This is a genomic window from Curtobacterium sp. LFS084 (assembly GCF_047977705.1).
GTDB lineage: Bacteria > Actinomycetota > Actinomycetes > Actinomycetales > Microbacteriaceae > Curtobacterium.
The window spans coordinates 42,853-64,976 of record NZ_JBFPFM010000017.1 but is presented as its reverse complement, the minus strand read 5'-3'; the positions used below and the strand labels follow the sequence as shown (position 1 = coordinate 64,976).

The 22,124-nt window shown below is 71.3% G+C and carries 16 protein-coding genes and 1 rRNA gene; 12 read left to right on the top strand and 5 right to left on the bottom strand.

Going from position 1 to position 22,124, the window contains the following annotated elements; translation table 11 throughout:
* The 4 genes from rrf to ACNQOV_RS10855 all read left to right on the top strand — a co-directional run.
* Positions 1-104 (top strand): 5S ribosomal RNA (rrf, locus tag ACNQOV_RS10870); the annotation flags it as partial.
* A gap of 98 nt (positions 105-202) precedes the next feature.
* Complete coding sequence (locus ACNQOV_RS10865; protein WP_416394509.1) at positions 203-1,372, top strand: ROK family transcriptional regulator; 1,170 nt, start codon at positions 203-205, stop codon at positions 1,370-1,372.
* Positions 1,373-1,445: 73 nt separating this feature from the next.
* Positions 1,446-3,461 (top strand): beta-galactosidase, encoded by a 2,016-nt coding sequence (locus ACNQOV_RS10860; protein WP_416394508.1) that lies wholly within the window; start codon positions 1,446-1,448, stop codon positions 3,459-3,461.
* Positions 3,458-5,617 carry an alpha-galactosidase gene (locus tag ACNQOV_RS10855; protein WP_416394507.1) on the top strand — a complete coding sequence of 720 codons (2,160 nt, stop codon included), beginning with the start codon at positions 3,458-3,460 and terminating at the stop codon, positions 5,615-5,617. The genes ACNQOV_RS10860 and ACNQOV_RS10855 overlap by 4 nt, the downstream gene beginning before the upstream one ends.
* Before the next feature lie 59 nt (positions 5,618-5,676).
* Here ACNQOV_RS10855 and ACNQOV_RS10850 read toward each other — a convergent pair whose 3' ends face one another.
* The gene (locus ACNQOV_RS10850; protein WP_416394506.1) at positions 5,677-8,364 is read right to left on the bottom strand and encodes a glycoside hydrolase family 2 protein; all 2,688 of its coding nucleotides are present in this window, start codon (positions 8,362-8,364) and stop codon (positions 5,677-5,679) included.
* Positions 8,365-8,472: 108 nt separating this feature from the next.
* On the opposite strand from ACNQOV_RS10850, the gene ACNQOV_RS10845 reads away from it, so the two are divergent.
* From ACNQOV_RS10845 to ACNQOV_RS10820, 6 genes are read left to right on the top strand one after another with little or no spacing between them, the layout of a single operon-like run.
* On the top strand, positions 8,473-10,161 hold the full coding sequence (locus ACNQOV_RS10845) for an ABC transporter substrate-binding protein (protein WP_416394505.1): 1,689 nt from the start codon (positions 8,473-8,475) through the stop codon (positions 10,159-10,161).
* A 29-nt stretch (positions 10,162-10,190) separates the two neighbouring features.
* Positions 10,191-11,180 (top strand): ABC transporter permease, encoded by a 990-nt coding sequence (locus ACNQOV_RS10840; protein ID WP_416394504.1) that lies wholly within the window; start codon positions 10,191-10,193, stop codon positions 11,178-11,180.
* 12 nt (positions 11,181-11,192) lie between these two features.
* Positions 11,193-12,242 (top strand): ABC transporter permease, encoded by a 1,050-nt coding sequence (locus ACNQOV_RS10835; RefSeq protein ID WP_416394503.1) that lies wholly within the window; start codon positions 11,193-11,195, stop codon positions 12,240-12,242.
* The gene (locus ACNQOV_RS10830) at positions 12,239-13,117 is read left to right on the top strand and encodes an ABC transporter ATP-binding protein (RefSeq protein ID WP_416394502.1); all 879 of its coding nucleotides are present in this window, start codon (positions 12,239-12,241) and stop codon (positions 13,115-13,117) included. Before ACNQOV_RS10835 ends, ACNQOV_RS10830 begins: the two co-directional genes overlap by 4 nt.
* Positions 13,114-14,007, top strand: coding sequence for an ABC transporter ATP-binding protein (locus tag ACNQOV_RS10825; RefSeq protein ID WP_416394501.1), 894 nt, complete (start codon positions 13,114-13,116; stop codon positions 14,005-14,007). The genes ACNQOV_RS10830 and ACNQOV_RS10825 overlap by 4 nt, the downstream gene beginning before the upstream one ends.
* On the top strand, positions 13,968-16,169 hold the full coding sequence (locus ACNQOV_RS10820; RefSeq protein WP_416394500.1) for a glycoside hydrolase family 36 protein: 2,202 nt from the start codon (positions 13,968-13,970) through the stop codon (positions 16,167-16,169). Before ACNQOV_RS10825 ends, ACNQOV_RS10820 begins: the two co-directional genes overlap by 40 nt.
* 175 nt (positions 16,170-16,344) lie before the next feature.
* On the opposite strand, the gene ACNQOV_RS10815 is transcribed toward ACNQOV_RS10820, so the two are convergent.
* The 4 genes from ACNQOV_RS10815 to ACNQOV_RS10800 are packed head-to-tail and all read right to left on the bottom strand — an operon-like array spanning position 16,345 to position 19,926.
* Positions 16,345-16,977, bottom strand: a complete 633-nt coding sequence (locus ACNQOV_RS10815; protein WP_416394499.1) for a response regulator transcription factor — start codon at positions 16,975-16,977, stop codon at positions 16,345-16,347.
* The gene (locus ACNQOV_RS10810) at positions 16,974-18,176 is read right to left on the bottom strand and encodes a sensor histidine kinase (protein WP_416394498.1); all 1,203 of its coding nucleotides are present in this window, start codon (positions 18,174-18,176) and stop codon (positions 16,974-16,976) included. Before ACNQOV_RS10810 ends, ACNQOV_RS10815 begins: the two co-directional genes overlap by 4 nt.
* A gap of 53 nt (positions 18,177-18,229) precedes the next feature.
* On the bottom strand, positions 18,230-19,045 hold the full coding sequence (locus ACNQOV_RS10805) for an ABC transporter permease (protein WP_416394511.1): 816 nt from the start codon (positions 19,043-19,045) through the stop codon (positions 18,230-18,232).
* A 41-nt stretch (positions 19,046-19,086) separates the two neighbouring features.
* Complete coding sequence (locus ACNQOV_RS10800; RefSeq protein ID WP_416394497.1) at positions 19,087-19,926, bottom strand: ABC transporter ATP-binding protein; 840 nt, start codon at positions 19,924-19,926, stop codon at positions 19,087-19,089.
* Positions 19,927-20,207: 281 nt separating this feature from the next.
* On the opposite strand from ACNQOV_RS10800, the gene ACNQOV_RS10795 reads away from it, so the two are divergent.
* Positions 20,208-21,017 carry a hypothetical protein gene (locus ACNQOV_RS10795; protein WP_416394496.1) on the top strand — a complete coding sequence of 270 codons (810 nt, stop codon included), beginning with the start codon at positions 20,208-20,210 and terminating at the stop codon, positions 21,015-21,017.
* A 127-nt stretch (positions 21,018-21,144) separates the two neighbouring features.
* Entirely contained in the window at positions 21,145-22,077 is a 933-nt protein-coding gene (locus tag ACNQOV_RS10790) for an NADP-dependent oxidoreductase (RefSeq protein WP_416394495.1), read from the top strand.
* The last annotated feature ends 47 nt before the right edge of the window (positions 22,078-22,124 follow it).

The following is a 22,124-nucleotide window of genomic DNA, read 5'->3' as shown; positions in this document are numbered from 1 at the left end:
GCGAGAGGGAAACGCCCGGTCACATTCCGAACCCGGAAGCTAAGCCTCTCAGCGCCGATGGTACTGCAAGGGGGACCTTGTGGGAGAGTAGGACGCCGCCGGACTCAACGTTGGTAACACCAGGGAACCCCTGACCAGTACTGGTCAGGGGTTTTCTGCGTTCACCGGGGCGTTATGATCGGCCGACGAACGAAGGGGACCGATGACCGAGCAACTCGATCGCGCGTCAATCGACCAGGGCCCGACGTGGCCGGTGTTGACGGACGCGACGAGGTCGGCGCTGCGCGAGATCCTCGTGCACGGTGTGCTCTCGCGGGCGGAGATCGCTCGGTCGCTCGGTCTCTCGCGGGCGAGCCTCACGCGGGCCGTGCGGACGCTCCAGGAGCACGGGTTCGTGATCGAGGTCGGTACCGGCGTGCGTGGCGCCACTGGCCGCCCGTCGGAGCTGCTCCGAACGAGCGAAGGTGTGTGGGAGTTCGTGGGGGTGAAGCTCACGCAGGACCGCCTGTACGCCGCGGTCACGGACCTGGCAGGACGGGTGCTCGCCCTCCACGAAGAGCTGCTGCGCGATGCGTCGCCGGACGCGCTCGTCCGCCAGGTCGGCGAGGTCGTCGATCGGCTCCGCGGGGCGTCGCCGGCGATCTGTGCGCTCGGCGTCTCCGTGCCCGGCGACGTGGTCACGCGTGACGGGGTGACAGTGGTGGAGGTGTCGCAGTTCCTCGGGTGGCGCGACGTTCCGCTGTCGGACATGCTCGAGCGTCGGACGGGGCTCGTGACCTTCGTGGCGAACGACGTCGACGCGCTCACCGCGAAGGAGCACTGGATCGGCGCCGGCGCCGGCGCGGGTGTCGGCTCGATGGCGCTCGTCACGGTCGGGGCCGGTGTCGGGTTCGGACTCGTGTCGAACGGCGAGGTGTCGGAGGGCGCGCACGGCAGGTTCGGTCGGGTTGGACACCTGCCGGTGTACGGCGGCGGCCCGGACTGCGGCGTCGGGCATGCGGGTTGTGTGTCGAGCTACCTGCCGAGCTCCATCGTGGCGCGGAACGCCGGTCACGAGGACGCCGGGTACGACGCGGTGGTCGACCTGGCACGCGCGGGGGACGAGCAGGCACTCCAGGCCCTCCGCGACGCCGGCACAGCCCTCGGCGTGCTCTTGTCGACCGTCGTGACGCTGGTGGACCCGGAGTCCATCGTGCTGACCGGCGACGGCCTGCCCGTGTACGACCTCGCACGGGCCGAGGTGGACGCGGCGTTCGCGCACGGGCTCCGCCCCTACGAGCCCGCCGTGACCGTGGTCGTGCAGCCGTTCGAGTTCTCCGAGTGGGCGCGCGCTGCCGCGGTCCTCGCCGTCCGGAGACTCCTCCGATTCTGACTTAGTTACTCGGGTTGACAAACGCCTTGGGTGAACGGGATGCTGGTCCGGTCCACTCGTCGAAGGAGATGTCGTGACCCCTGCTCGTGCCGTGCCCTGGCCCACCGATGACCTGTCGTTCGGTGGTGACTACAGCCCCGAGCAGTGGCCCCGCTCGGTGTGGGACGAGGACGTCCGACTCATGCGCGAGGCCGGTGTGAACCTCGTCACGGTCGGGGTCTTCTCGTGGGGTCTGTTGGAGCGGTCGCCGGGGGAGTACACCTGGGAGTGGCTCGACGACGTCCTCAACCTGCTGCACGACAACGGGATCGCGGTGGACCTGGCGACTCCGACCGCGGCCCCGCCGAACTGGCTGCTGACGGCACACCCCGAGATCCTGCCAGTGGACGCCACCGAACGCCGAGAGCGTCCCGGCGGCCGACTCGGCTGGTGCCCGGCCTCGCCGGTGTTCCGCGAGTACGCGCTCCGCATCGCCGATGCCCTCGCCGAGCGGTACGGGAAGCACCCGGCGGTGCGCCTCTGGCACGTGAGCAACGAACTCGGTGGTGGCAACGCCCGGTGCTACTGCGAGGTGTCGGCGGCGGACTTCCGGCGCTGGCTCCGGGAGCGGTACACCGACGTCGACGCTGCGAACGACGCGTGGGGCACCACCTTCTGGGGACACACCTACACGTCGTTCGACGAGGTTTCCCCACCGCGCGGCGTGGGCGGCGCGCCGAACCCGGGCCTCGCACTCGACTTCGAGCGGTACTCGTCGGACGCGCTGCTGGCACACTTCGAAGCCGAGCGCGCCGTGATCGAGCAGCACTCCGAGGTGCCGATCACCACGAACTTCATGGTCGGCGCCGGCTCGCAGGTCGTCGACTACGCCGAGTGGGCGAACCACGTCGCGATCCCCGCCAACGACCACTACACGCTCGTCGACGACCCCGACCGGGCCGAGGACCTCGCCGCGTCCGCCGACCGGATGCGCGGCATCGCCCGCGGCCGCACCCCGTGGCTGCTCATGGAGCACTCGACCGGCGGCCCGAGCTGGCAGCAGCGGAACCGGGCGAAGGAGCCCGGCGAGATCCTCCGCAACGCGCTCGCCCACGTGGCCCGCGGATCGGACGGCGCCCTGTTCTTCCAGTGGCGCGCCTCGACGGCGGGAGCCGAGCAGTTCCACTCCGCGATGGTCCCGCACGCCGGCACACGGAGTCGGGTGTGGCGCGAGGTCTGCGGACTCGGCCGGGCACTCCGCGCGATCGGGTCGGTACAGGGGTCACCGGTCGAGGCAGCACGGGTGGCGATCGTGGTCGACGAGGCGTCCGGGTGGGCGTTGCAGGCCGGTCTCAAGCCGCACCGCGGGCTCCGCTACGGCCACGAGCTCCGCGCGTGGCACACCGCCTTCTGGCGTCAGCAGGTGCTCACCGACGTGGTGCCGATCGACGCCGACCTGTCCGAGTACGACGTCGTCGTCCTCCCGACGCTGTTCGTGGTCGACGACGAGGCCGCAGCGCGGATCAGCGCCGTGGTCGACCGGGGCGCGACCCTGCTCGTCACGTACGCCTCCGGGCTCGTCGACGAGACCGCCCGGGTCCGCACCGGCGGCTACCCGGGCGCGTTCCGCGAGGTGCTCGGGGTCTGGGCGGAGGAGTTCACCCCGCTGCAGCGCGACGACCGTGTCCTGCTCGACGACGGCACGGTCGTCACCGACTGGGCCGAGGACCTCGTCGTCGAGGATGCCGACGTCGTGCTCCGGCACGTCGACGGCCCGCTCGCGGGCCGTCCCGCGGTGACGCGTCGACCCGTCGGTGGTGGCGCCTGGTACGTCTCGGCGATGCTCAACGCGGACGGCGTGCAGCGGATCGTGGACCGGATCGTCGAGGAGCGAGCGATCGCGCGGACCGTCACCGCGCCTCCCGGCCTGGAGGCTGTCCGTCGCGTCCGGCAAGACGGTGCCGGCATCCTGTTCCTGCTGAACCACACCAGTCGTGACGTCACCCTGTCGGCCGGCGGGACCGACCTGCTCGACGGGTCCGCGCACGGACCCGAGACGGTCGTGCCGGCCGGCGGCGTCCGCGTGCTCCTCGAGGAGGCGACCGCATGACCGTCCTGGACCGCGACGACCCCGTGGCGCTGCCGGCGACCGCCGTGCGCGTGCACGTGCTCCGCGCGGCGGGCGTGAGCGTCGTCCTCGCGACCCGGGCCGACGGACTACCCGAGGTGCTGCACTGGGGCCGTGACGTCGGCGACGTGCCGCCAGCGGATGCCGAGGACCTCGTGCTGGCACTGGCTCGTGCGGTCTCGCCAAGCGCCGTCGACGCCCCGTGGCCACTGACCGTGCTGCCCACCGAACACGACGGCTGGGAGGGCCGCCCCGCCGTGTCCGGACAGGTGGCGGGTCGACCCCTCGTGCCCGTGTGGCGTGACGTCGTCGTCGAGCAGGACGGCCGGACGGTGACGATCGGCGCGCAGTCCGACGAGGCCGCCCTGCGCACCGTGCTCACGCTCGACGACGCCGGTGTGCTCCGCGTCCGGCACGCCCTGACGAACCGCGGGACCGACGACGTCGAGTTGCAGGCACTCGAGGCGGTGCTGCCCGTGGGAGAGCGCGCTGCCGAAGTGCTCGACCTCGGCGGGCGGTGGATCCGCGAACGGACCCCGCAGCGTCGGGCGATGACCGACGGCGTGCACGTGCGGGAGAGCCGACGCGGGCGGACCGGGCACGACGCCCCGACCCTCACGGTGCTCGGGACCGGTGGCTTCGACGACGCGACCGGCGAAGTCTGGGCGGTGCACCCCGCGTGGAGCGCCGATTCCGTGCACCGGTACGACCAGCTCCCCGAGGCCCGACCGCTGCTCGGCGCCGGGGAACTCCTGCGCGCGGGCGAGATCGTCCTGCGGACCGGCGAGACCTTCACCGCCCCCGACACGGTCTTCGTGTGGAGCGACGCCGGGCTCGACGGGGTGTCCGCGCGGCTGCACGACTCGCTCCGCGCCCGCCCCGGGCACCCGAGGACCCCGCGTCCCGTGGTGCTCAACACGTGGGAGGCCGTCTACTACCGGCAGGAGCTCGAACCCCTGCTCGCCCTGGCACGGGTGGCCGCGGACGTCGGCGTCGAACGGTTCGTCCTGGACGACGGCTGGTTCACCGGGCGTCGCTCGGACACCACCGCGCTCGGCGACTGGACCGTCGACGCCGACGTCTGGCCGGACGGACTCGGCCCGCTCGTCGCCGGGGTCCGAGCGCTCGGCATGGACTTCGGCCTGTGGTTCGAGCCGGAGACCGTGAGCCTGGAGTCCGAACTCGCGCGTGAGCACCCGGAGTGGTTCCTGCAGGTCCCCGAGCACACGCGCACCTGGCGTCACGAGTACGTGCTCGACCTGGCACGAGCGGACGTCCGCGACCACCTGCTCGACCGGATGTCGGCGATCATCGAGGACCTGCACGTCGACTTCGTGAAGTGGGACCAGAACCGCGACGTCGTGCAGACCGTGCACGCCGGACGGGTCGGGCTCGACGCCCACACGCGGGGTGCCTACGCGGTGATGGACGAGCTCCGACGCCGCCACCCGTGGCTGGAGATCGAGGCGTGCGCGTCCGGAGGCGCCCGGGTGGACCTCGGCGTCCTCGAGCGGACCGACCGGGTGTGGCCCTCGGACTCGAACGACGCGATGGAACGGCTGCCGATCCAGCGCTGGACGGAGCTGTTGCTGCCGCTCGAGCTGATCGGGTCCCACGTCGGCCCCGAGGTGTCGCACACCACCGGGCGGCACCTCGACCTGGACTTCCGGATGGCGGTGTCGCTGTTCGGCAGCGCCGGCATCGAGACCGATGTCACCCGCTGCAGCCCGGCGGAACTCGACCGGCTCCGCGAGTGGACCGCCCTCTACAAGCGTGAGCGCGGGCTGCTGCACTCCGGGCGGGTGCACCACGTCGACCTCGGCGACCCTGGGCTGGACACCACGATGGTCGTCGCGACCGACCACTCCCGTGCGCTCGTGCGGGTCGCCCGGACCGTGACGGGCCCGAGGTCGTTGGCCGTGCCGCTCCGTGTACGGGGACTCGACCGGGAGCGCCGGTACCGCGTCGCACCGGTGACCGGGCTCCGCGTGCCGAAGGGGTCCGACGTGACCCGGACGCCGTGGATCGAGCGGGGGAGCGTCGAACTGTCCGGCGCCGTGCTCGAGGACGTGGGGGTGCGGATGATCGCCTTGGCACCGGGCACCGCGCTCGTGCTCGAGGTGCAGACGATCGACTGACCCGACCCAGGTGTGGAGGGCGCCCGGCACCCGCAGCGCGGGTGTCGGGCGCTGGCGTCTCAGTGCAGCAGGTCGCCCGCGTGTCGGAGCAAGAACGGCCCGGTCAACGCGTCGGGGTCGATGCCCGCCGCACGGGTGACCTCGAACACGGCGACCTCGCCGGGCAGCAGCGACACCAGCCCCTGGTCGACCCGCGCCCCGGCGTCGAGCCGGTCCGGGAACAGTGCGAGGTCGCGCACGTACCCCGTTGCCGTCACCTCGACCCGGGCGCCGTCCCCCGTCGCCGTGGCCGACACCGTGAACGGCCGACGATCCAGCCGCTGGTCGACGACCTCGGCGAAGTCGTGCACGCGGTGCCCGGACGCGGAGCCGGAGACCACGAGCACCTCGGCCGCGGGGTCCTGCGGCTCGGCGACGTCGGCGGGCAAGGTGATGCGGACCGCGTCCGCGGGGTCGACCGAGACCGTCGCCGTGGTGGCGGCGAGCACGGTGCCGTCGAACGAGCGGCGCTCGATGACGATCTCGTCGGTCACCGTCGCACCGCTGGCGTTCACGATCACGACGTCGAGCCCGGCGGCGGCCCGTGCGGCGGCAGCGGCGGCGACCTCGACGGCCGGCGCCCACGGGTGGGGTTCCGGAACCGGCGTCGCCTGCACGGTCGCGAGCACGGGCCGGTAGGCCTCGCGCACGGCGTACCAGACCGGCTTCCGGTGTCCGGCGTGGTCGACGAGCGCCCACGACACCACCGGCCAGTCGTCGTTCAGCTGCCAGACCACCATGCCGGTGTTGTCTGGCGTGTTCGAGCGGAAGCACTCCATGCCGAACCGGATCGCGTGCGCCTGGTTGAGCTGCGCGGCCCAGTGCCAGTCCTCGATGGTCCGCGGTTCGGGCAGGTGCCCGCGCATACCGTCGGCGAGCTTCCGGTTGCCCTCGTGCGCCTTCTGGTGGACGAGCATCTCGTGCCCGTCCGGGTCGAGTGGCTCGTCGTGCACCACGGCGGTCAGGGTCGACCACGCCGGCGGGCCCTGGAACCCGAACTCGGCGACGAACCGCGGCTTCCAGTCGGCGTAGGCGGTGTAGTCCTTCGCGTTCCAGACGTCCCAGATGTGCACGCTGCCGTTGCGGTCGTCGTTCGGCTGCAGGTACTCGTCGAACGAGAACGGACTGCCCGGCGTGTACGGCCGCGTCGGGTCGAGCTCCGCGACGATCTCCGGCAGCAGCGACCGGTAGTAGCCGTTGCCCCAGGTGCGCCCGACGAGCGAGGGTCGCCACCCCCACTCGGCGTAGGCGACGAGGTTCTCGTTGTTGCCGTTCCACACCACGAGTGAGGGATGGGGACTGAGGCGCGTGACGGCCTCGCGGACCTCGGGCTCGACCTCGTCGGCGAGCCAGGGCTCCTCGGCGTAGGCCGCACAGGCGAACAGGAAGTCCTGCCAGACGAGGACACCGAGCTCGTCGCAGCGGTCGTACAGCTCGTCCGACTCGTAGATCCCGCCGCCCCAGATGCGGAGGAGGTTGACGTTCGCCTCGACCGCGTCGTCGATCCGCTCGGCGTACCGCTCCGGCGTCATCTCGGTCAGGTACGCGTGGTCCGGGATCCAGTTGGCGCCCCGGACGATGACGGGCCGGTCGTTCACGCGCAGGAGGAACGGCGCTCCACCCGCGTCGGCCGCGGTGTCGAGGGTGACCGTCCGGAACCCCACTCGACCGGTCCAGACGTCGTCGCCGACCTCGACGCGGACGTCGTAGAGCGGCTGGTCGCCGCTGCCCCGCGGCCACCAGACGGCGACGTCGGGGACCTCGAGCCGCACGACGGCGGAGCCGGTCGTGCGGTCCGGGCCGGTCGCGACGGGGCGCGCGCCCACGATCCGGCCGGCGGTGCGCGCGTCGTCGGGGACGGGAGGCGCGGTGTCGGAACCGGGGTGCGCTGCGGACGCGTGGTGCGGGGCCAGGGTGATCCGAGCCTCCAGTCCGGCGCCCGCGTCACCACCCGTGGACGCGACCGGCGCGCTGCCGATGGCCTGCGCGAAGGCGCCGGAGGAGCCGGCGAACTCGACGTCCACGTGCGCGGTCAGGACACCCGTCGTGCCGTCGACGTCGACGAGGGGGCGGACGGCCGCGATGCGGACGCCGCTCCAGGACTCGATGCCGATCGACTTCCAGATGCCGCTCGTCGCCACGTCGACACCCCAGTCCCAGCCGAAGTTCGACGCGTTCTTGCGGAGCGCGTTGTACGGGTGGTGGTTGACGTGGGGGAGTTCACCGCCGTGCAGCTCCGAGATGCGGACCGCAGCGGGAACCGGAGCGTCGAACGTGACGACCAGTTCGTTCGTGCCGGGGCGCAGCAGATGCCCGACGGGGAAGCGGTACGAACGGTGCTGGTTCGCGGTGGTGCCGACGACGATGCCGTTGAGCTCGACGGTGGCCAGGGTGTCGAGCCCGTCGGCGACGAGGTCGTGGCGGACCGGAATGGCGGACGCGCCGGCACCGGGCGCGGTGGGGGTGGCTTGGTCGCCGGGGCCGGCCCACTCGAACGTCCGCCGGTACCGCCACACGGTGTCGCCGATCCACTGCGTCGCGGCCTCGCCGTCACCGTCGAAGGGGTCCGGGATCCTGCCGGCCCGGAGCAGGTCGGTGTGCACGCAGCCGGGCACGACCGCCGCCACGGGGTCGCGGTGGGCGTCGGCCTCGGGTGGGCCGGCCACCGCCTCGAGGGTCCAGTGTCCGTCCAGGGTCGTGCGCTCCATCGCGCCTCCTCACGTCGGGGGTCAAGCTCTTGACCGGGTTAGTTTAGCCGTGTAACAATCGCGGTCACAACGACCAGGCCTGCGACGGAGCAGACCGAGAGGACAACGATGTCAACACCAAACCGTTCACGTCGGCTCGCCATCGCGGCCGCGGCCATCCTCACCACCGCCGGTCTCGCCCTCACCGGCTGCAGCTCGAGCGGGACCGCGGCGTCGTCCGACTCCGCCTCGACCCTGATCGCGTACACCGGACAGTCCGGCGATTACCAGATCAACTACAACCCGTGGTCCCCGTCGAACATCGGCGGCGTCGGGACGATCTACGAGAGCCTCTTCTTCATCACGAACGTGAACACGAAGGACCCGAAGCCACTGCTCGGCAAGTCCTACGAGTGGAACACCGACGGCACCCAGCTGCGCATCACCCTCCGCGACGGCGCGACGTGGAGCGACGGCAAGCCGTTCACCGCGAAGGACGTCGTCTTCACGCTCGACATGCTCAAGAAGTACAAGGCACTCAACTCCATCGGGTACGACGGCACCGCGAAGGCCGAGGGCGACTCCACCGTCGTCGTGTCGTTCGACAAGCCGTCGTTCGTGCTCGGCCCGAACCTGCTCGGCAAGACCTGGATCGTGCCGGAGCACCTCTGGAAGGACATCGACCCGACCACCGACGTCGTGCGCGAGCCCGTCGGGACCGGCCCGTACACGCTCGGCACCTTCAAGGCGCAGGCGTTCACCCTCGAGGCGAACAAGGACTACTGGGGCGGCGCCCCGGCCGTGAAGACGATCCGCTACCTGTCGCTCTCGGGCAACACCGCCGGCGCCGACGCCCTGTCGCAGGGGTCGATCGACTGGCAGACCGGCCCGGTGCCGAACATGGACGACATCTCCGGCCACTACCCGGGCTACGACGGGATCACCGTCGGCCAGAACCAGATGGCCCTGCTGACCTGCTCGTCGACCGCGCTCGGCTGCTCGGGCCCGCAGACCGACCCGGCCGTGCGGCACGCCATCGCCGACGCGATCAACCGCAAGCAGCTGAACTCCCTGGCGTTCTCGAACACCGCCAGCGGGATCTCGCCGACCTTCGCCCTGACGACCACGCAGGAGGACATGATCTCGAAGGACGTCTCGCCGGCCGTCATGCCGTCCGGGGCCGACACCGCCCAGGCGGCCTCGACGCTCGAGGGCGACGGGTGGAAGAAGGGTGCCGACGGCATCTACGCGAAGGACGGCAAGAAGCTGTCCCTGACCGTCGAGGTCGTCACCGGCTGGACCGACTACATCACCGCGATCGACACGATGACGCAGCAGCTCAAGGCAGCCGGCATCGAGCTCAAGGCGCAGCAGTCGTCGTGGAACGAGTGGACCGACAAGAAGACGAAGGGCACCTACCAGCTCGCGATCGACTCGCTCGGCCAGGGCCCGACGGCGAACCCGTACTACCTCTACAACAACTACTTCTCGACCGCGAACACCGCGAAGGTCGGCGAAGCGGCCCCGATGAACATCGCCCGCTACAGCAACCCCGAGGTCGACGCCGCGCTGCAGAAGCTCGCGACGATCAACCCCGACGACACCGCGGCGACGCAGCCCGAACTCGACGTCATCCAGCAGCACGTCGTCGAGGACATGCCGTACATCCCGATCATGACCGGCGGCACGACGAGCGAGTTCCACGCGTCGAAGTTCACCGGCTGGCCGACGAAGGACGACCTGTACGCCTTCCCGGCGGTCTGGGCGAGCCCGGACAACGCCGAGATCTTCAAGGCGCTCAAGCCCGCCAAGGGCTGAGGCGGGGACGGCGACCGAGGAGCACTCGTATGCACTACTTCCTGCGCAAGATCGGCTTCTACATCGTGGCCCTCTGGGCGGCGCTGACGCTGAACTTCATCATCCCCAGGCTCCTGCCCGGCAACCCGGTGGACATCCTGCTCGCCAAGCTCCAGCAGCGCGGCGGGCAGGTGACCCCGGCGACCCGGCAGGCGTACGAGCTGCTCCTCGGTGGCAACTCCTCGGAACCGCTCATCGCCCAGTACGGCCAGTACCTCGGCAACGTGTTCCGCGGCGACCTCGGGGTGTCGGTGAGCTACTTCCCGGCACCCGTGACCGAGGTCATCGGGAGCTCCCTGCCGTGGACGATCGCCCTCGTCGGCATCGCCACCGTGCTCGCCGCCGTCATCGGGGTCGCCCTCGGCGCCTTCGTCGGGTGGCGACCGGGCACCTGGCTCGACTCGTTCGTGCCGGCCACCACCCTGCTCGCCGCGGTGCCGTACTTCTGGCTCGCGCTGATCCTCGTGTACTTCTTCGCGACCGGACTGCACCTGTTCCCGGCCCAGGGCGGCTACGACGTCGTCCTCACACCGGGGTTCAACGGCGAGTTCCTCATGTCGGCGCTCAAGTACGGCGTGCTGCCCGCCGCGACGATCGTGCTCGCCTCGCTCGGCGGCTGGTTGCTCGGGATGCGCAACATGATGGTGTCCACGCTGTCCGAGGACTACATCACCACGGCGCTCGCGAAGGGCCTGCCGCACGGCAAGATCCTCCGCAACTACGCGGCCCGCAACGCCGTGCTGCCGTCGGTCGCCGGGTTCGCGATCTCCCTCGGGTTCATCGTGTCCGGGTCCGTCGTCACCGAGCAGGTGTTCTCGTACCCCGGCATCGGGTCGAAGCTCCTGTCCGCGGTGACGAACAACGACTACGCGCTCATGCAGGGCATTTTCCTGTTCATCACCCTGGCGGTCCTCGGCGCGAACCTCGTCGTCGACCTGCTCTACGGGCTCATCGACCCGCGCACCCGGGCCCGGAGCTAGGAGGACACGACCATGACCAACATCCAACAGGAGACCGAACCCACCATCGGTGCCCTCACCGAGGAGGCCGAGGCCGGTTCCGCCCGGAGCATCGCGACCGCTCGTCGTGGCCGGCCGAAGGGCGGCATCCGCCGGTTCCTCCCCACGCTGACGCCGTGGCTCGTCACGGGCATCGTGCTCATCGTCGGCGTCGCCCTGTTCGGGCTGATCGGCCCGTCGCTCGTCGGTGACCCGAATGCCATCCGCGACTCGGGCATGCAGCCGCCGAGTGTCGACAACCTGCTCGGGACGACGCAGACCGGGCAGGACGTCCTCGCGCAGCTCGCCTTCGCCACCAGGGGGAGCCTGCAGATCGGCCTGATCGTCGGCCTGCTCGCGACCGCGCTGTCGGCGTTCTTCGGGATCCTCGGCGCCTACCTCGGCGGGATCATGGACGAGGCGTTCTCGCTCTTCTCGAACGTGTTCCTCGTGATCCCGGGCCTGCCGCTCGTCATCGTCATCTCGGGCCTCGTCCCGCAGGAGGCCCGCGGGCTCTGGACCATCGCCATCGTCCTCGCGATCACGTCGTGGGCCGGGTCCGCCCGGGTCCTCCGCGCGCAGACGCTGTCGATCCGGAACCGCGACTACGTCTCGGCCGCGCGGGTGGCCGGGGAACGACCGTGGCGCGTCATCGCGGTCGAGATCCTGCCGAACCTGCTGCCGGTGCTCGCGTCGCAGTTCGTGTTCGCCGTCATCGCCGCGATCCTCGGCGAGGCCGGACTGTCCTTCCTCGGCCTCGGCGCCTCGAACTCGTCGACGCTCGGCACGATGCTGTTCTACGCGCAGAACGGCTTCGCGCTCGCCCAGGGCGCCTGGTGGTGGTTCGTCCCACCGGGGCTCCTCATCGCGCTGCTCGGCATGGGCCTGTCGCTCGTCAACTTCTCGATCGACGAGGTCATCAACCCGCGACTCGCGAACGTGCGGGCGCAGCGACGGCGCGAACGCCGTGCGCGTCGTGCGGCCCGTTCTGGAGGCGCGGCTCGCCTCGCCGACACCACCGACACGAAGGGGGTCGCCCGATGAGCCGCGACGCCGTCCTCACCATCGACCACCTCGACGTCGTCTACGAGACCGAGCACCCGGTGCACGCCGTCAAGGACGTCTCGCTGACGCTCGCCCCGGGGGAGATCCTCGGGCTCGCCGGGGAGTCCGGCTGCGGCAAGACGACGCTCGCCTACGCCATCACCCGGCTGCACAAGCCGCCGGCGAAGGTCACCTCGGGGAGCATTACCTTCCACGACCGCGACGGCAGCGACGTCGACCTGCTCGGCCTCGACGACGAGCGACTCCGCGCGGTCCGCTGGTCGAAGCTGTCGATGGTGTTCCAGGGCGCGATGAACGCCCTCAACCCGGTCACCACGATCCGGGCACAGCTCGACGACGCGCTCGTCGAGCACCGCCGCGGCATGCCACGCAGGGAGCGTCGGGCGATCGCCGAGGACGCGCTCCGACGCGTCGGGGTCGACCCGTCCCGCATCACGGCGTACCCGCACGAACTCTCGGGCGGTATGCGGCAGCGCGTGATGATCGCGATGGCGATGCTGCTCGAGCCGCAGGTCATGATCATGGACGAGCCGACCACCGCGCTCGACGTCGTCGTGCAGCGGGAGATCCTCCGCGAGATCGTCCGGCTGCGCGACGAACTCGGCTTCGCGGTCGTGTTCATCACGCACGACCTGCCGCTGCTGCTCGAGATCAGTGACCGGATCGCCATCATGCTCCGCGGCGAGGTCGTCGAGTGCGCGACCGCCGACACCATCCAGCACGACCCGCAGCACCCCTACACCCGGCGGCTGCTGCAGTCGTTCCCGAGCCTGTCCGGCGCTCGCGGCGACTTCATCCGCACCGGGGCGAGCATCGACGGCTCGGACCTCGACACCCAGGAGGTCGTCCGATGACCAGCGTGACCGTCAGCCACCTCGGCAAGGACTTCCACACCCGGAAGGGCCTGCGCCGCACCACCCTCCGCGCCGTCGACGACGTGTCCTTCGAGCTGCTGCCCGGACGGACCGTCGCCCTCGTCGGGGAGTCCGGTTCCGGTAAGTCGACGATCGCCCGGATGCTCGCGAAGCTCGAGAGCACCACGCGCGGCACGATCGACGTCCGGCTCGAGGACGGCACCCCCGTCGTCGGCAGCCTCTACCGCCGACACGTGCAGATGGTCTTCCAGGACCCGTTCGCGTCGCTCAACCCCTTCCACTCGATCGAGCACCACATCGCACGCCCGCTGCAGCTCCACCACCGTGCCCGCGGCGCCGAGGAGACCGCGGAGCGCGTCCGCGAACTCCTCAGCCGTGTGAACCTCGACGAGGACTTCGCGTCCCGCCGCCCGCACGAGCTCTCCGGCGGGCAGCGGCAGCGCGTCGCGATCGCCCGAGCGCTCGCACCCGGCGCGCAGGTGCTCATCGCCGACGAGCCCGTGTCGATGCTCGACGTGTCGATCCGGCTCAGCGTGCTCAACCTCATGGGGCGCCTGCAACGCGAGGACCACCTCGCCGTGCTGTACATCACGCACGACCTCGCGACCGCGCGGCACTTCTCGGACGAGATCCTGGTGCTCTACCGCGGTCGGGTCGTCGAACGGGGACCCTCGGACGCCGTCATCCTGAACCCGCAGCACGACTACACCCGGCTGCTGGCCGAGGCCGCGCCCGACCCCGAACGCACCGACCGTCGGCTGACCTCGGGACCGGCGCTCGACCGCTCCTCGATCGACAACACCACCTGCTACGACCACGGCATCGGTGCGTGGGTGTCGAGCGACCCGGCACCGGCCGGCGTGCGGTGACCGGCGACCACGTCGACTGGGAGACCGCGGGGTTCCGTGCGCGCTTCCGGACCGGCCCGGACGCGCCGGTGTCACTCGTGTCGTTCGTCCCGGCCGGGAGTGAGCTCGCCGACGGACCGGAGGACGCGCAACCGCTCGTCGAGCTCACCACCATCGGCCACGGCCGGTTCCCCGGCGGATTCCGGCACGTGGACTCAACGATCGGAGCGCGGCTGCGGTACCGCTCGCACGACGACGCGCCGACACGCGTGCCCGCGGACGCGGTCGGCGCGGTGGACGGGACCGACCTGTGGTTGCGGATCGTGCAGGAGGACGCGGCCACGCGCCTCCAGGCAGTCTCGGTGTTCCGTGCACGCGACGGCGTCCCGGCGTTCCAGACCTGGACGGAGGTGTCCTCCACCGAGGGTGAGCACGTCGTCGACCTCGTGTCGTCGTTCGCGACGGGGGCGTGGCTGACGGACTCGGGCCGCAGCGTCGACGAGTTCGCGTTGTCGCACGCCGACGATGACTGGGCGGCGGAGAGTCGTTGGCGGACCGACCCGCTGCGGGAGATCGGCCTCGCGCGCATCGACCGCGATGCGCAGCACCACCCGCCCCGCAGCCGCGCCGTCGTGCAGAACCGCGGCGCGTGGTCGACCGGCGAAGCGCTGCCGATCGGCGTGCTGACGGCGTCCGCGTCCGGCGCTGGCACCGGCGTCGGTGCTGGCACTGCGGCCGTGCCGTACGCCCTCGTCTGGCAGGTCGAGCACAACGGGCCGTGGCTCTACGAGCTCGGTGAGACCCGGCGGCACGCGTACCTGCTGCTGAGCGGCCCGACCGACCAGGAGCACCAGTGGACCGCGGTCGTCGCGCCTGGGCAGCCGTTCACCTCGGTGCCGGTTTCCGTCGGGATCGCTGCGTCGATCGACGATGCCTTCGCGGTGCTCACCCGGCAGCGACGGGCGCGTCGCATGCTGCGGGAGGCGGACCGTTCGCTGCCCCTGGTGTTCAACGACTACATGAACACGCTCATGGGCGACCCGACGACCGAGAAGCTGCTGCCGTTGATCGACGCGGCCGCCGACGCCGGGGCGGACCTGTTCTGCATCGACGCCGGCTGGTACGCCGAGGGGCACTGGTGGGACACGGTCGGGGCGTGGGAGCCGGCGGCCTCGCGGTTCCCGGGCGGCCTCGGGTTCGTGATCGACCACATCCGGGCGCGGGGCATGCGGGCCGGGCTCTGGCTGGAACCCGAGGTGATCGGGATCCACTCGCCGTTGGCCACCTCGCTGCCGTCGTCGGCATTCGTGCACCACCACGGCGTGCGGGTCGCGGAGCACGGGCGGCACCTGCTCGACCTGCGCTCACCGGCTGCGCGGGCGCACCTCGACGCGGTCGTCGACCGGCTCGTCGGTTCGCTCGGCGTCAGCTTCTTCAAGATGGACCACAACACGATGACGGGGCCGTTCCCCGGGATGCTCGAGCACCAGCGGGCGCTGCTCGCCTGGCTCGACGACGTGCAGGCCCGGTACCCGCAGTTGCTCATCGAGAACTGCGCCTCGGGAGCGATGCGTGCCGACTTCGCCATGCTGTCCCGGCTGCACATGCAGTCCACCTCGGACCAACAGGACCCGGTGCTGTCCGCCACGATCGCCGCCGCGGCACCCGCCGCGATGCTCCCCGAGCAGGCCGGCAACTGGGCCTACCCGGCACCGACGATGTCCGACGACCTGTTCACCTTGTCGCTCGTCAACGGCGTGCTCGGCCGGATGTACCTGTCCGGGTACCTGAACGAGATGTCGTCGGCGCAGCTGTCGATCGTCGATGATGCCGTCCGGGCGCACCGCGACGTCCTGGAGCACGTGTCGACGGCGCTGCCGTCCTGGCCGCTCGGACTCCCGGCATGGGAGGACACCTGGGTCGCACTCGGGCTGCGCGCTGCCGCGGGGGACCTGTACCTGTCGGTGTGGTCGCTGCCCGGTGCGTCGGCGGCGGTGTCGTTGCCACTGCCGGGGTTCGCGGGTCAGGCGGTGGTCGTCGAGCCGCTGTTCCCGACGGTGCTCGGATCGTGGTCGGCGATGTGGGATGCCGCTTCGGCGTCGCTCGAGGTCGCGAACGGCGGGGCGACCCCCACAGCGCGGGTGTTCCGCGTCCGGATGCAGGAGTCGGACGCGGGGGCCTGAGCGGGCGCGTGCCGATGGCAGCGGTGCGCGCGACAGCGGACGGGAGGCGCGGTGCGGGCAAGCACCGTGCCTCCCGTTCCGTCAGTGGACCATTCCACCGGGCGGCGCACCGCCGTTCGTGCCCGCGCTGTGACCGTTCTGGTTCGGGATCCTCAGGGATCGTGAACCAGAACGGTCAGGGGAGGAGGCGGAGCTCCATCGCGCGGGTGACGGCACGAGTGCGGTCGTTCACGCCGAGCTTCTCGAAGACGTGGCCGAGGTGCGTCTTCACCGTGGCCTCGCTGAGGAACAGGGCGCGGCCGATGGCCGGGTTCGACCCGCCCTGGGCGACGAGGCGCAGGACGTCGAGTTCGCGCGGTGTCAGCGCGGGGCCGACAGCCGCGGTCGCCGAGCCGGTGGCCCGACGGACGAGGGCTGCGGCAGCCGAGGGCGCGAGCGCAGTCTCGCCGCGCGCGGTCGCCCGCACCCCGGCGAGGATCTCGGACTCCGGGGCGGCCTTGAGCAGGTAGCCGGTGGCGCCGGCCTCGATGGCGGCGAGGATCTGGTCGTCGGACTCGTACGTCGTAAGGATCAGGACGCGGACGCTCGGTTCGGCCGCGAGGATCTGGGCGGTCGCCGCGTCGCCGTCGAGCTCGGGCATCCGGAGGTCCATCAGCACGACGTCGGGGCGTTCGGACAGCGCGACCGTCACTGCCGCGCGACCGTCGCTGGCCTGGCCGACGACCTCGACGTCGTCGGCGTCCTGCAGGAGCGCGACGATGCCCGAACGGACGATCGGGTGGTCGTCGGCGACCACGACCCGGATCACCGGGTCACCTGCGCCACAGGGTCACGAACAGCACCCGGGAGGCGCGGCTCGGGTCCGGTCGGCAGGGTCGCTTCGACGACGGTGCCACTGCCCGGGGTGCTCGTGATGGTGCAGGTGCCGCCGGAGAGTGCCAGCCGCTCGTGGAGTCCTCGGAGCCCGTGGCCGGCGAGTGGAGCGCCGGCGTCGAACCCGACTCCGTCGTCGGTCACGCGGACCCCGACCCGCTCGGGTGAGTGGCTGAGGACGACGCGGACGGAGTCCGCGCCGGCGTGCGCGCGGACGTTCGCGAGGGACTCCTGGACGACCCGGAGGAGCACGACCTGGGCGTCACGGTCGAGCGGGCCGTCGGTCGCGTCGACGGTCACGGGCGTGCCCGTCTCGCGGGTGAAGCGCTCGGCGAGACGGTGCAGCGACCCGGCGAGGCTCCCGGTCGTGGCACCGGCGACCCCGGCGGCGATGAGAGCCCGGGAGTCCTCGAGCGCTGCACGCGCCGACTCCTCGAGGACGGTGAGCCGTTCCTCGAGGTCGGGGCCGCGATCGTTGGCCAGGTCCCTCCGGGCGCGCTCGGTGAGCATCACGATGCCCGCGAGGTTCTGGGCGACGGTGTCGTGCAGTTCGCGGGCGAGACGTTCGCGTTCGCTCGTCACGCCGGCGGCGCGGTTTGCCTCGGCCAGGGAGTCCTGCGTCGCGCGGAGCTCGTCGATGAGTCGGCGTCGTTCGTCGGAGAGCTCGGCGATGCGCGTGGTCCAGAGGCCGAGCGCGCAGGCACCCGCGATGCTCACCCCTTCGATGAGGACCGTGCTCACGAGGCCGCTCGGACCGCTGGCGATCTGCAGGCCGATGCCCGCGGCGACGCCGATCGCCACGGACACCGCCACCGAGGTGCGGACGCGGTCGAGCTGGCACCACGCCACCGGGAAGAGGATGCACTGGATGAACGCGGTGCTCGGCACGACTGCGGGCAGGACCAGCGCGGCGAGGACCAGCAGCGGGACGAAGCCGGCGGCCGCACGGCGGTCCTCGTAGCCGCGCCACCCGAACGCCCAGCACGCGACCGCCAGCACGCCGAGCATCGCGAACGCCGGCCACCGGACGGACCACGGCGACCACCCGAGCACGGCGATCACCGCGACGAGGGCGACCGTGACGCCGAACGCCACGTGGAGCCCCCAGTTCCGGTGCGCGGTGATGCGGTCCATCGCCCCAGCATCCCACCCTCCGGCGGCTCCTCGGGAGTTCTCCACAGGGGACATCACGCGTCCTTGCGGTTCCACCGGAACGTCAGCAGGCAGGCCACCGCGCCCACGACCAGCCATGCTGCCAGGACGAGGGCTCCGAGGCCGAGGTGCCACGCGCCTCCCGGCTCGGCCGACGCGAACGCGTCGGGCAGGAAGACCGACCGCATACCGGACGCCATCCACCGCAGGGGGAAGACGGACGCGACGTTCTGCAGCCAGTCGGGGAGCTGGGTGAAGGGCAGGTACACACCGGAGATGAACTGGAGGACGAGGACGATGGGGACGATCGTGGCGGTGGCGCGGCGGCCCTCGCGGGGGAGTGCCGAGATCGCGATGCCGAGCACGCAGCTCGTCGCGACGCCGAGGAGCATGATGCCGGCGAAGCGTGCCCACGCACTACCGTCCGTCGGGAGGTCCACGCCGAACACCAGGCTCGCGATCGCCAGCAGCAGGCCCGTCTGCACGATCGTGGTGACCAGCACCATGCCGATCTTGCCGATGAAGTAGCTCACCACCGGCAGCGGGGTGCCGCCCAGGCGCTTCAGCGTGCCGTCGCTCCGCTCACCGGCGATGTCGACGCCGAGGGACTGGGTGCCCGAGAGCAGGATGCCCGTCGCGACGAGGCCCGGCAGGTAGTACGTGGCGTAGTCCACGCTGACGTTCGGGCCGGCCTGGATGTCGGGCGCGCTGCTGAACGCCACGGAGAACAGCGCGAGCATGACGATCGGGAAGAGGAAGCTGAAGAAGACGGCGTCGGGCGCGCGGAAGTACGAGCGGAGCTCGTAGCCGATGCGGGCGGCGCCGATGCTGACGGGGTTCGTGGTGGTCATCGTGTTGGCCTTGTCGGTCGTGTTGGCTGTCGTCGCGGTGCTCATCGGTGGCCGACCATTCCGAGGTAGACGTCCTCGAGGGACGGGCGGATGACTTCCAGGTCGTGCATGGGCGATGTCGTGCTCCTGACCAGACCTGCCGGGTCGCTGGTGCGTTCGTCGTGTCCCTGGCCCGCATCGTCGCGCCAGCGCACTCGGGGCGTCCGGGCCTCGGCGCCGCCGATCTCGTCGATCGGGGCGATGTCGAGCAGGGTCCCGTCCGCGATCACCGCCGCGCGGTCCGCGAGGTGCGCGGCCTCGTCGAGGTAGTGCGTGGTGAGGAGGATCGTCGTGCCCTCGCGCTTCACCTCGTCGATGAGGTCCCAGAACTGCCGGCGGGCCTCCGGGTCGAAGCCCGTGGTCGGCTCGTCGAGGAACAGGACCTCGGGGCGCCCGATGATCCCGAGGGCGACGTCGACGCGGCGCCGCTGACCGCCGCTCAGTCTGCTGATCCGGGTGTTGCGCTGCGTCTCGATTCCCGTCGCGTTGAGGAGTTCCTCGACGCTGCGATGCCTCGGGTAGAACGTCGTGAAGTGCCGGAGCTGCTCGGCCACGGTGACGTTCGGCGATTCCGCGCTGGTCTGCAGGACGATGCCGATGCGTGCGTTGTGGCTGCGGCTCGTGCGGGCCGGATCGTGGCCGAGCACCCGGACCTCGCCGCCCGTGCGGGTGCGGTAGCCCTCGAGGATCTCGACCGTCGTGGTCTTTCCGGCACCGTTCGGGCCGAGCAGGGCGAAGGTCTCGCCGCGGGGGATGTCGAACGACACGTCGGCCACCGCGCGCTTGCCGGTGGCGTACTGCTTCGTGAGGTGGTGGACCTCGATGGCGGGGGATTCGGGCATGAGTCCAGCGTGGCCCTCGGCGGGGCGCGGGGGATCGGCGGGGCCGGTCGTCCGGCATCCTCCGATCGGAGGATGGTGCGTCGGACGGGAGGCGCGGGTCGGCCGGGTCCGGACCCCGGTCGTCGGCAGCCTGATTGCGTTCGACAACCGGCGTGATATGTTGCCGGTGGGTGCGTCGCGGAGGGCGCGACGATGACGAGGGGGAGGCGAGATGCCATGAAGATCCCCGCACACGTCAACGTGGACTCGCGCTGCGTCCTCGGCGACCCGGATGACTACCGGTGACAGCCGGGGACCCCGAGTCCACCGCTGGGCAGAGCGCGGCGGCTGACGACCTGCGGCTCCGGCGCAACCGGCTGATCTTCGGGATCGTCGTCGCGCCGGTCGGGGTCCTGATCGCGCTCTTCCTGTCGTTCTTGGTGCAAATCAGCTCTTCCTGGGGTTCTAAGGACGGCGGGGCCGCAGCCGGACCACAGATCGTGGCGATCGTGATCGGCCTGCTCGCCACCGTCCCAGCGCTCATCGCCGGGATCCGAGCGCTCCGTGATCGAGTCCTCGAGGTGGCTGCATCGGGAGCGACGGTGGTGGCGGGCGTCGGCTTGCTCGCCGTCGTGCTGCTCGTCATCGTCCCGTCGTTCGAGATCCTCCCGCAGTCCGCCCGCGATGCAGAAAGGTACGCGCAGCAGCAGCGGCTGGACGAGCTCGACGACATCGACGCCGGATTCGGGCCCGGATCGGCCGAAGAAGCGGGTCAGGAGATGCAGGAGTACATCGACGATGCGCTCCAGCTGCTCGAAGTGGCGCCGAGCACGGTGCGGACGGCCACCTGGTCTACGAGCGGCACGAGCACCGCGGGCAATGCCTGTCGGACCTTCCACGAGCGCATCCGGCTCGGGGATCAGGTCGACCGTTCGAGCACCGCGGAGCGCTTGCGAACGGCGTGGAAGGCGGAGAGCGACCACACCAGCTTCTTCGAGCGAAACGGCGTCCTCGAGCTCAGCGTCCACCCCGCCGACGCCACTATCTCGTGGATCAGGGCCGACAACCAGCTCATCGTCGAGAGCGACTGTATCCCGTACGCGGCGCCCTGACGGACGCGGCCGAGGAGGCGCGGGTCGGCGGTGATCCGCGCCTCCCGTCGGACGGCTGGCGCGTCCCGATCCCCGCCGCCGGTCCGCTCGCTGAGTGCGGATCGGCGACGTCCGGTAGACCGGACGGGTGAAGGTCGTCGGAGTCGAACAGTTCGGAGGGCCCGAGGCCCTCGCCGTCCACGAGGTCCCGGAGCCGCACGCCGGCGCCGGGTCGGTGCGCATCCGGGTGCAGGCGTTCGCCGTGAACCCCACTGACACCGGCGTCCGTGCCGGAGAGCGGGACAGTTCGCAGGCATCGCCGCCGTACGTGCCGGGGATGGACGCGGCCGGGGTCATCGACGAGGTCGGGCCCGACGTCTCCGGGTGGGAGGTCGGCGACGAGGTCATGGCGATCGCGCTGCCGCTCAGCGCCCACGGTGGTGCGTACGTCGAGGAGCTCGTCGCGCCGGTCGGGTCGTTCACGCGGATCCCTCGGGGGACGTCGCTCTCGCTCGCGTCCACCGTGCCGATGAACGGGCTGACGGCGTTGCAGATCCTCTCGAGGGCTGGGCTCGCTCCCGGGCAGACGCTCGCGGTGACCGGGGCGGCCGGGCTGCTCGGCAACTACGTGGTGCAGCTGGCCGTCGCCGCTGGGCTGACCGTCATCGCGGACGCTGCTCCTGCCGACGAAGCGCTGGTCCGGTCGCTCGGTCCGACGCACATCGTGGCGCGCGGGTCCTCGTTCGCGGTCGCGGTGCGAGCGCTCGTGCCGGACGGGGTCGATGGGCTCGCCGATGCCGCGGTGCAGCGGGACGCGGTGGTGGACGCCGTGCGGGACGGGGGAGTGTTCCTCGACGTGCGGGGGTGGGGCGGGAACGGTGCTCGCGGCATCCGGTTCGAGCAGGTCATGGTGTTCTCGGAGTACCGGTCGTTCGACAAGCTCGAGCAGCTGCGGCACGCGGTGGAGAGCGGGACGGTGACGCCGCGTGTGGCGGAGGTGCTGCCGGCCTTGCGGGCTGCGGAGGCGCATGAGCGGCTCGAGGCTGGGGGGACGCGGGGGCGGTTCGTGTTGACGTGGTGAGTTGACGAGAGCGTGAAGGTCGGGAGGCGCGGTGCCGGTTGGTGCCG

Bases quoted from the DNA above. Each gene is read 5' to 3' on its own strand.
- ACNQOV_RS10865 (WP_416394509.1), top strand. From the start codon at position 203: ATGACCGAGCAACTCGATCGCGCGTCAATCGACCAGGGCCCGACGTGG.
- ACNQOV_RS10855 (WP_416394507.1), top strand. From the start codon at position 3,458: ATGACCGTCCTGGACCGCGACGACCCCGTGGCGCTGCCGGCGACCGCC.
- ACNQOV_RS10850 (WP_416394506.1), bottom strand. From the start codon at position 8,364: ATGGAGCGCACGACCCTGGACGGACACTGGACCCTCGAGGCGGTGGCC.
- ACNQOV_RS10845 (WP_416394505.1), top strand. From the start codon at position 8,473: ATGTCAACACCAAACCGTTCACGTCGGCTCGCCATCGCGGCCGCGGCC.
- ACNQOV_RS10840 (WP_416394504.1), top strand. From the start codon at position 10,191: ATGCACTACTTCCTGCGCAAGATCGGCTTCTACATCGTGGCCCTCTGG.
- ACNQOV_RS10835 (WP_416394503.1), top strand. From the start codon at position 11,193: ATGACCAACATCCAACAGGAGACCGAACCCACCATCGGTGCCCTCACC.
- ACNQOV_RS10830 (WP_416394502.1), top strand. From the start codon at position 12,239: ATGAGCCGCGACGCCGTCCTCACCATCGACCACCTCGACGTCGTCTAC.
- ACNQOV_RS10825 (WP_416394501.1), top strand. From the start codon at position 13,114: ATGACCAGCGTGACCGTCAGCCACCTCGGCAAGGACTTCCACACCCGG.
- ACNQOV_RS10810 (WP_416394498.1), bottom strand. From the start codon at position 18,176: ATGGACCGCATCACCGCGCACCGGAACTGGGGGCTCCACGTGGCGTTC.
- ACNQOV_RS10805 (WP_416394511.1), bottom strand. From the start codon at position 19,045: ATGACCACCACGAACCCCGTCAGCATCGGCGCCGCCCGCATCGGCTAC.
- ACNQOV_RS10800 (WP_416394497.1), bottom strand. From the start codon at position 19,926: ATGCCCGAATCCCCCGCCATCGAGGTCCACCACCTCACGAAGCAGTAC.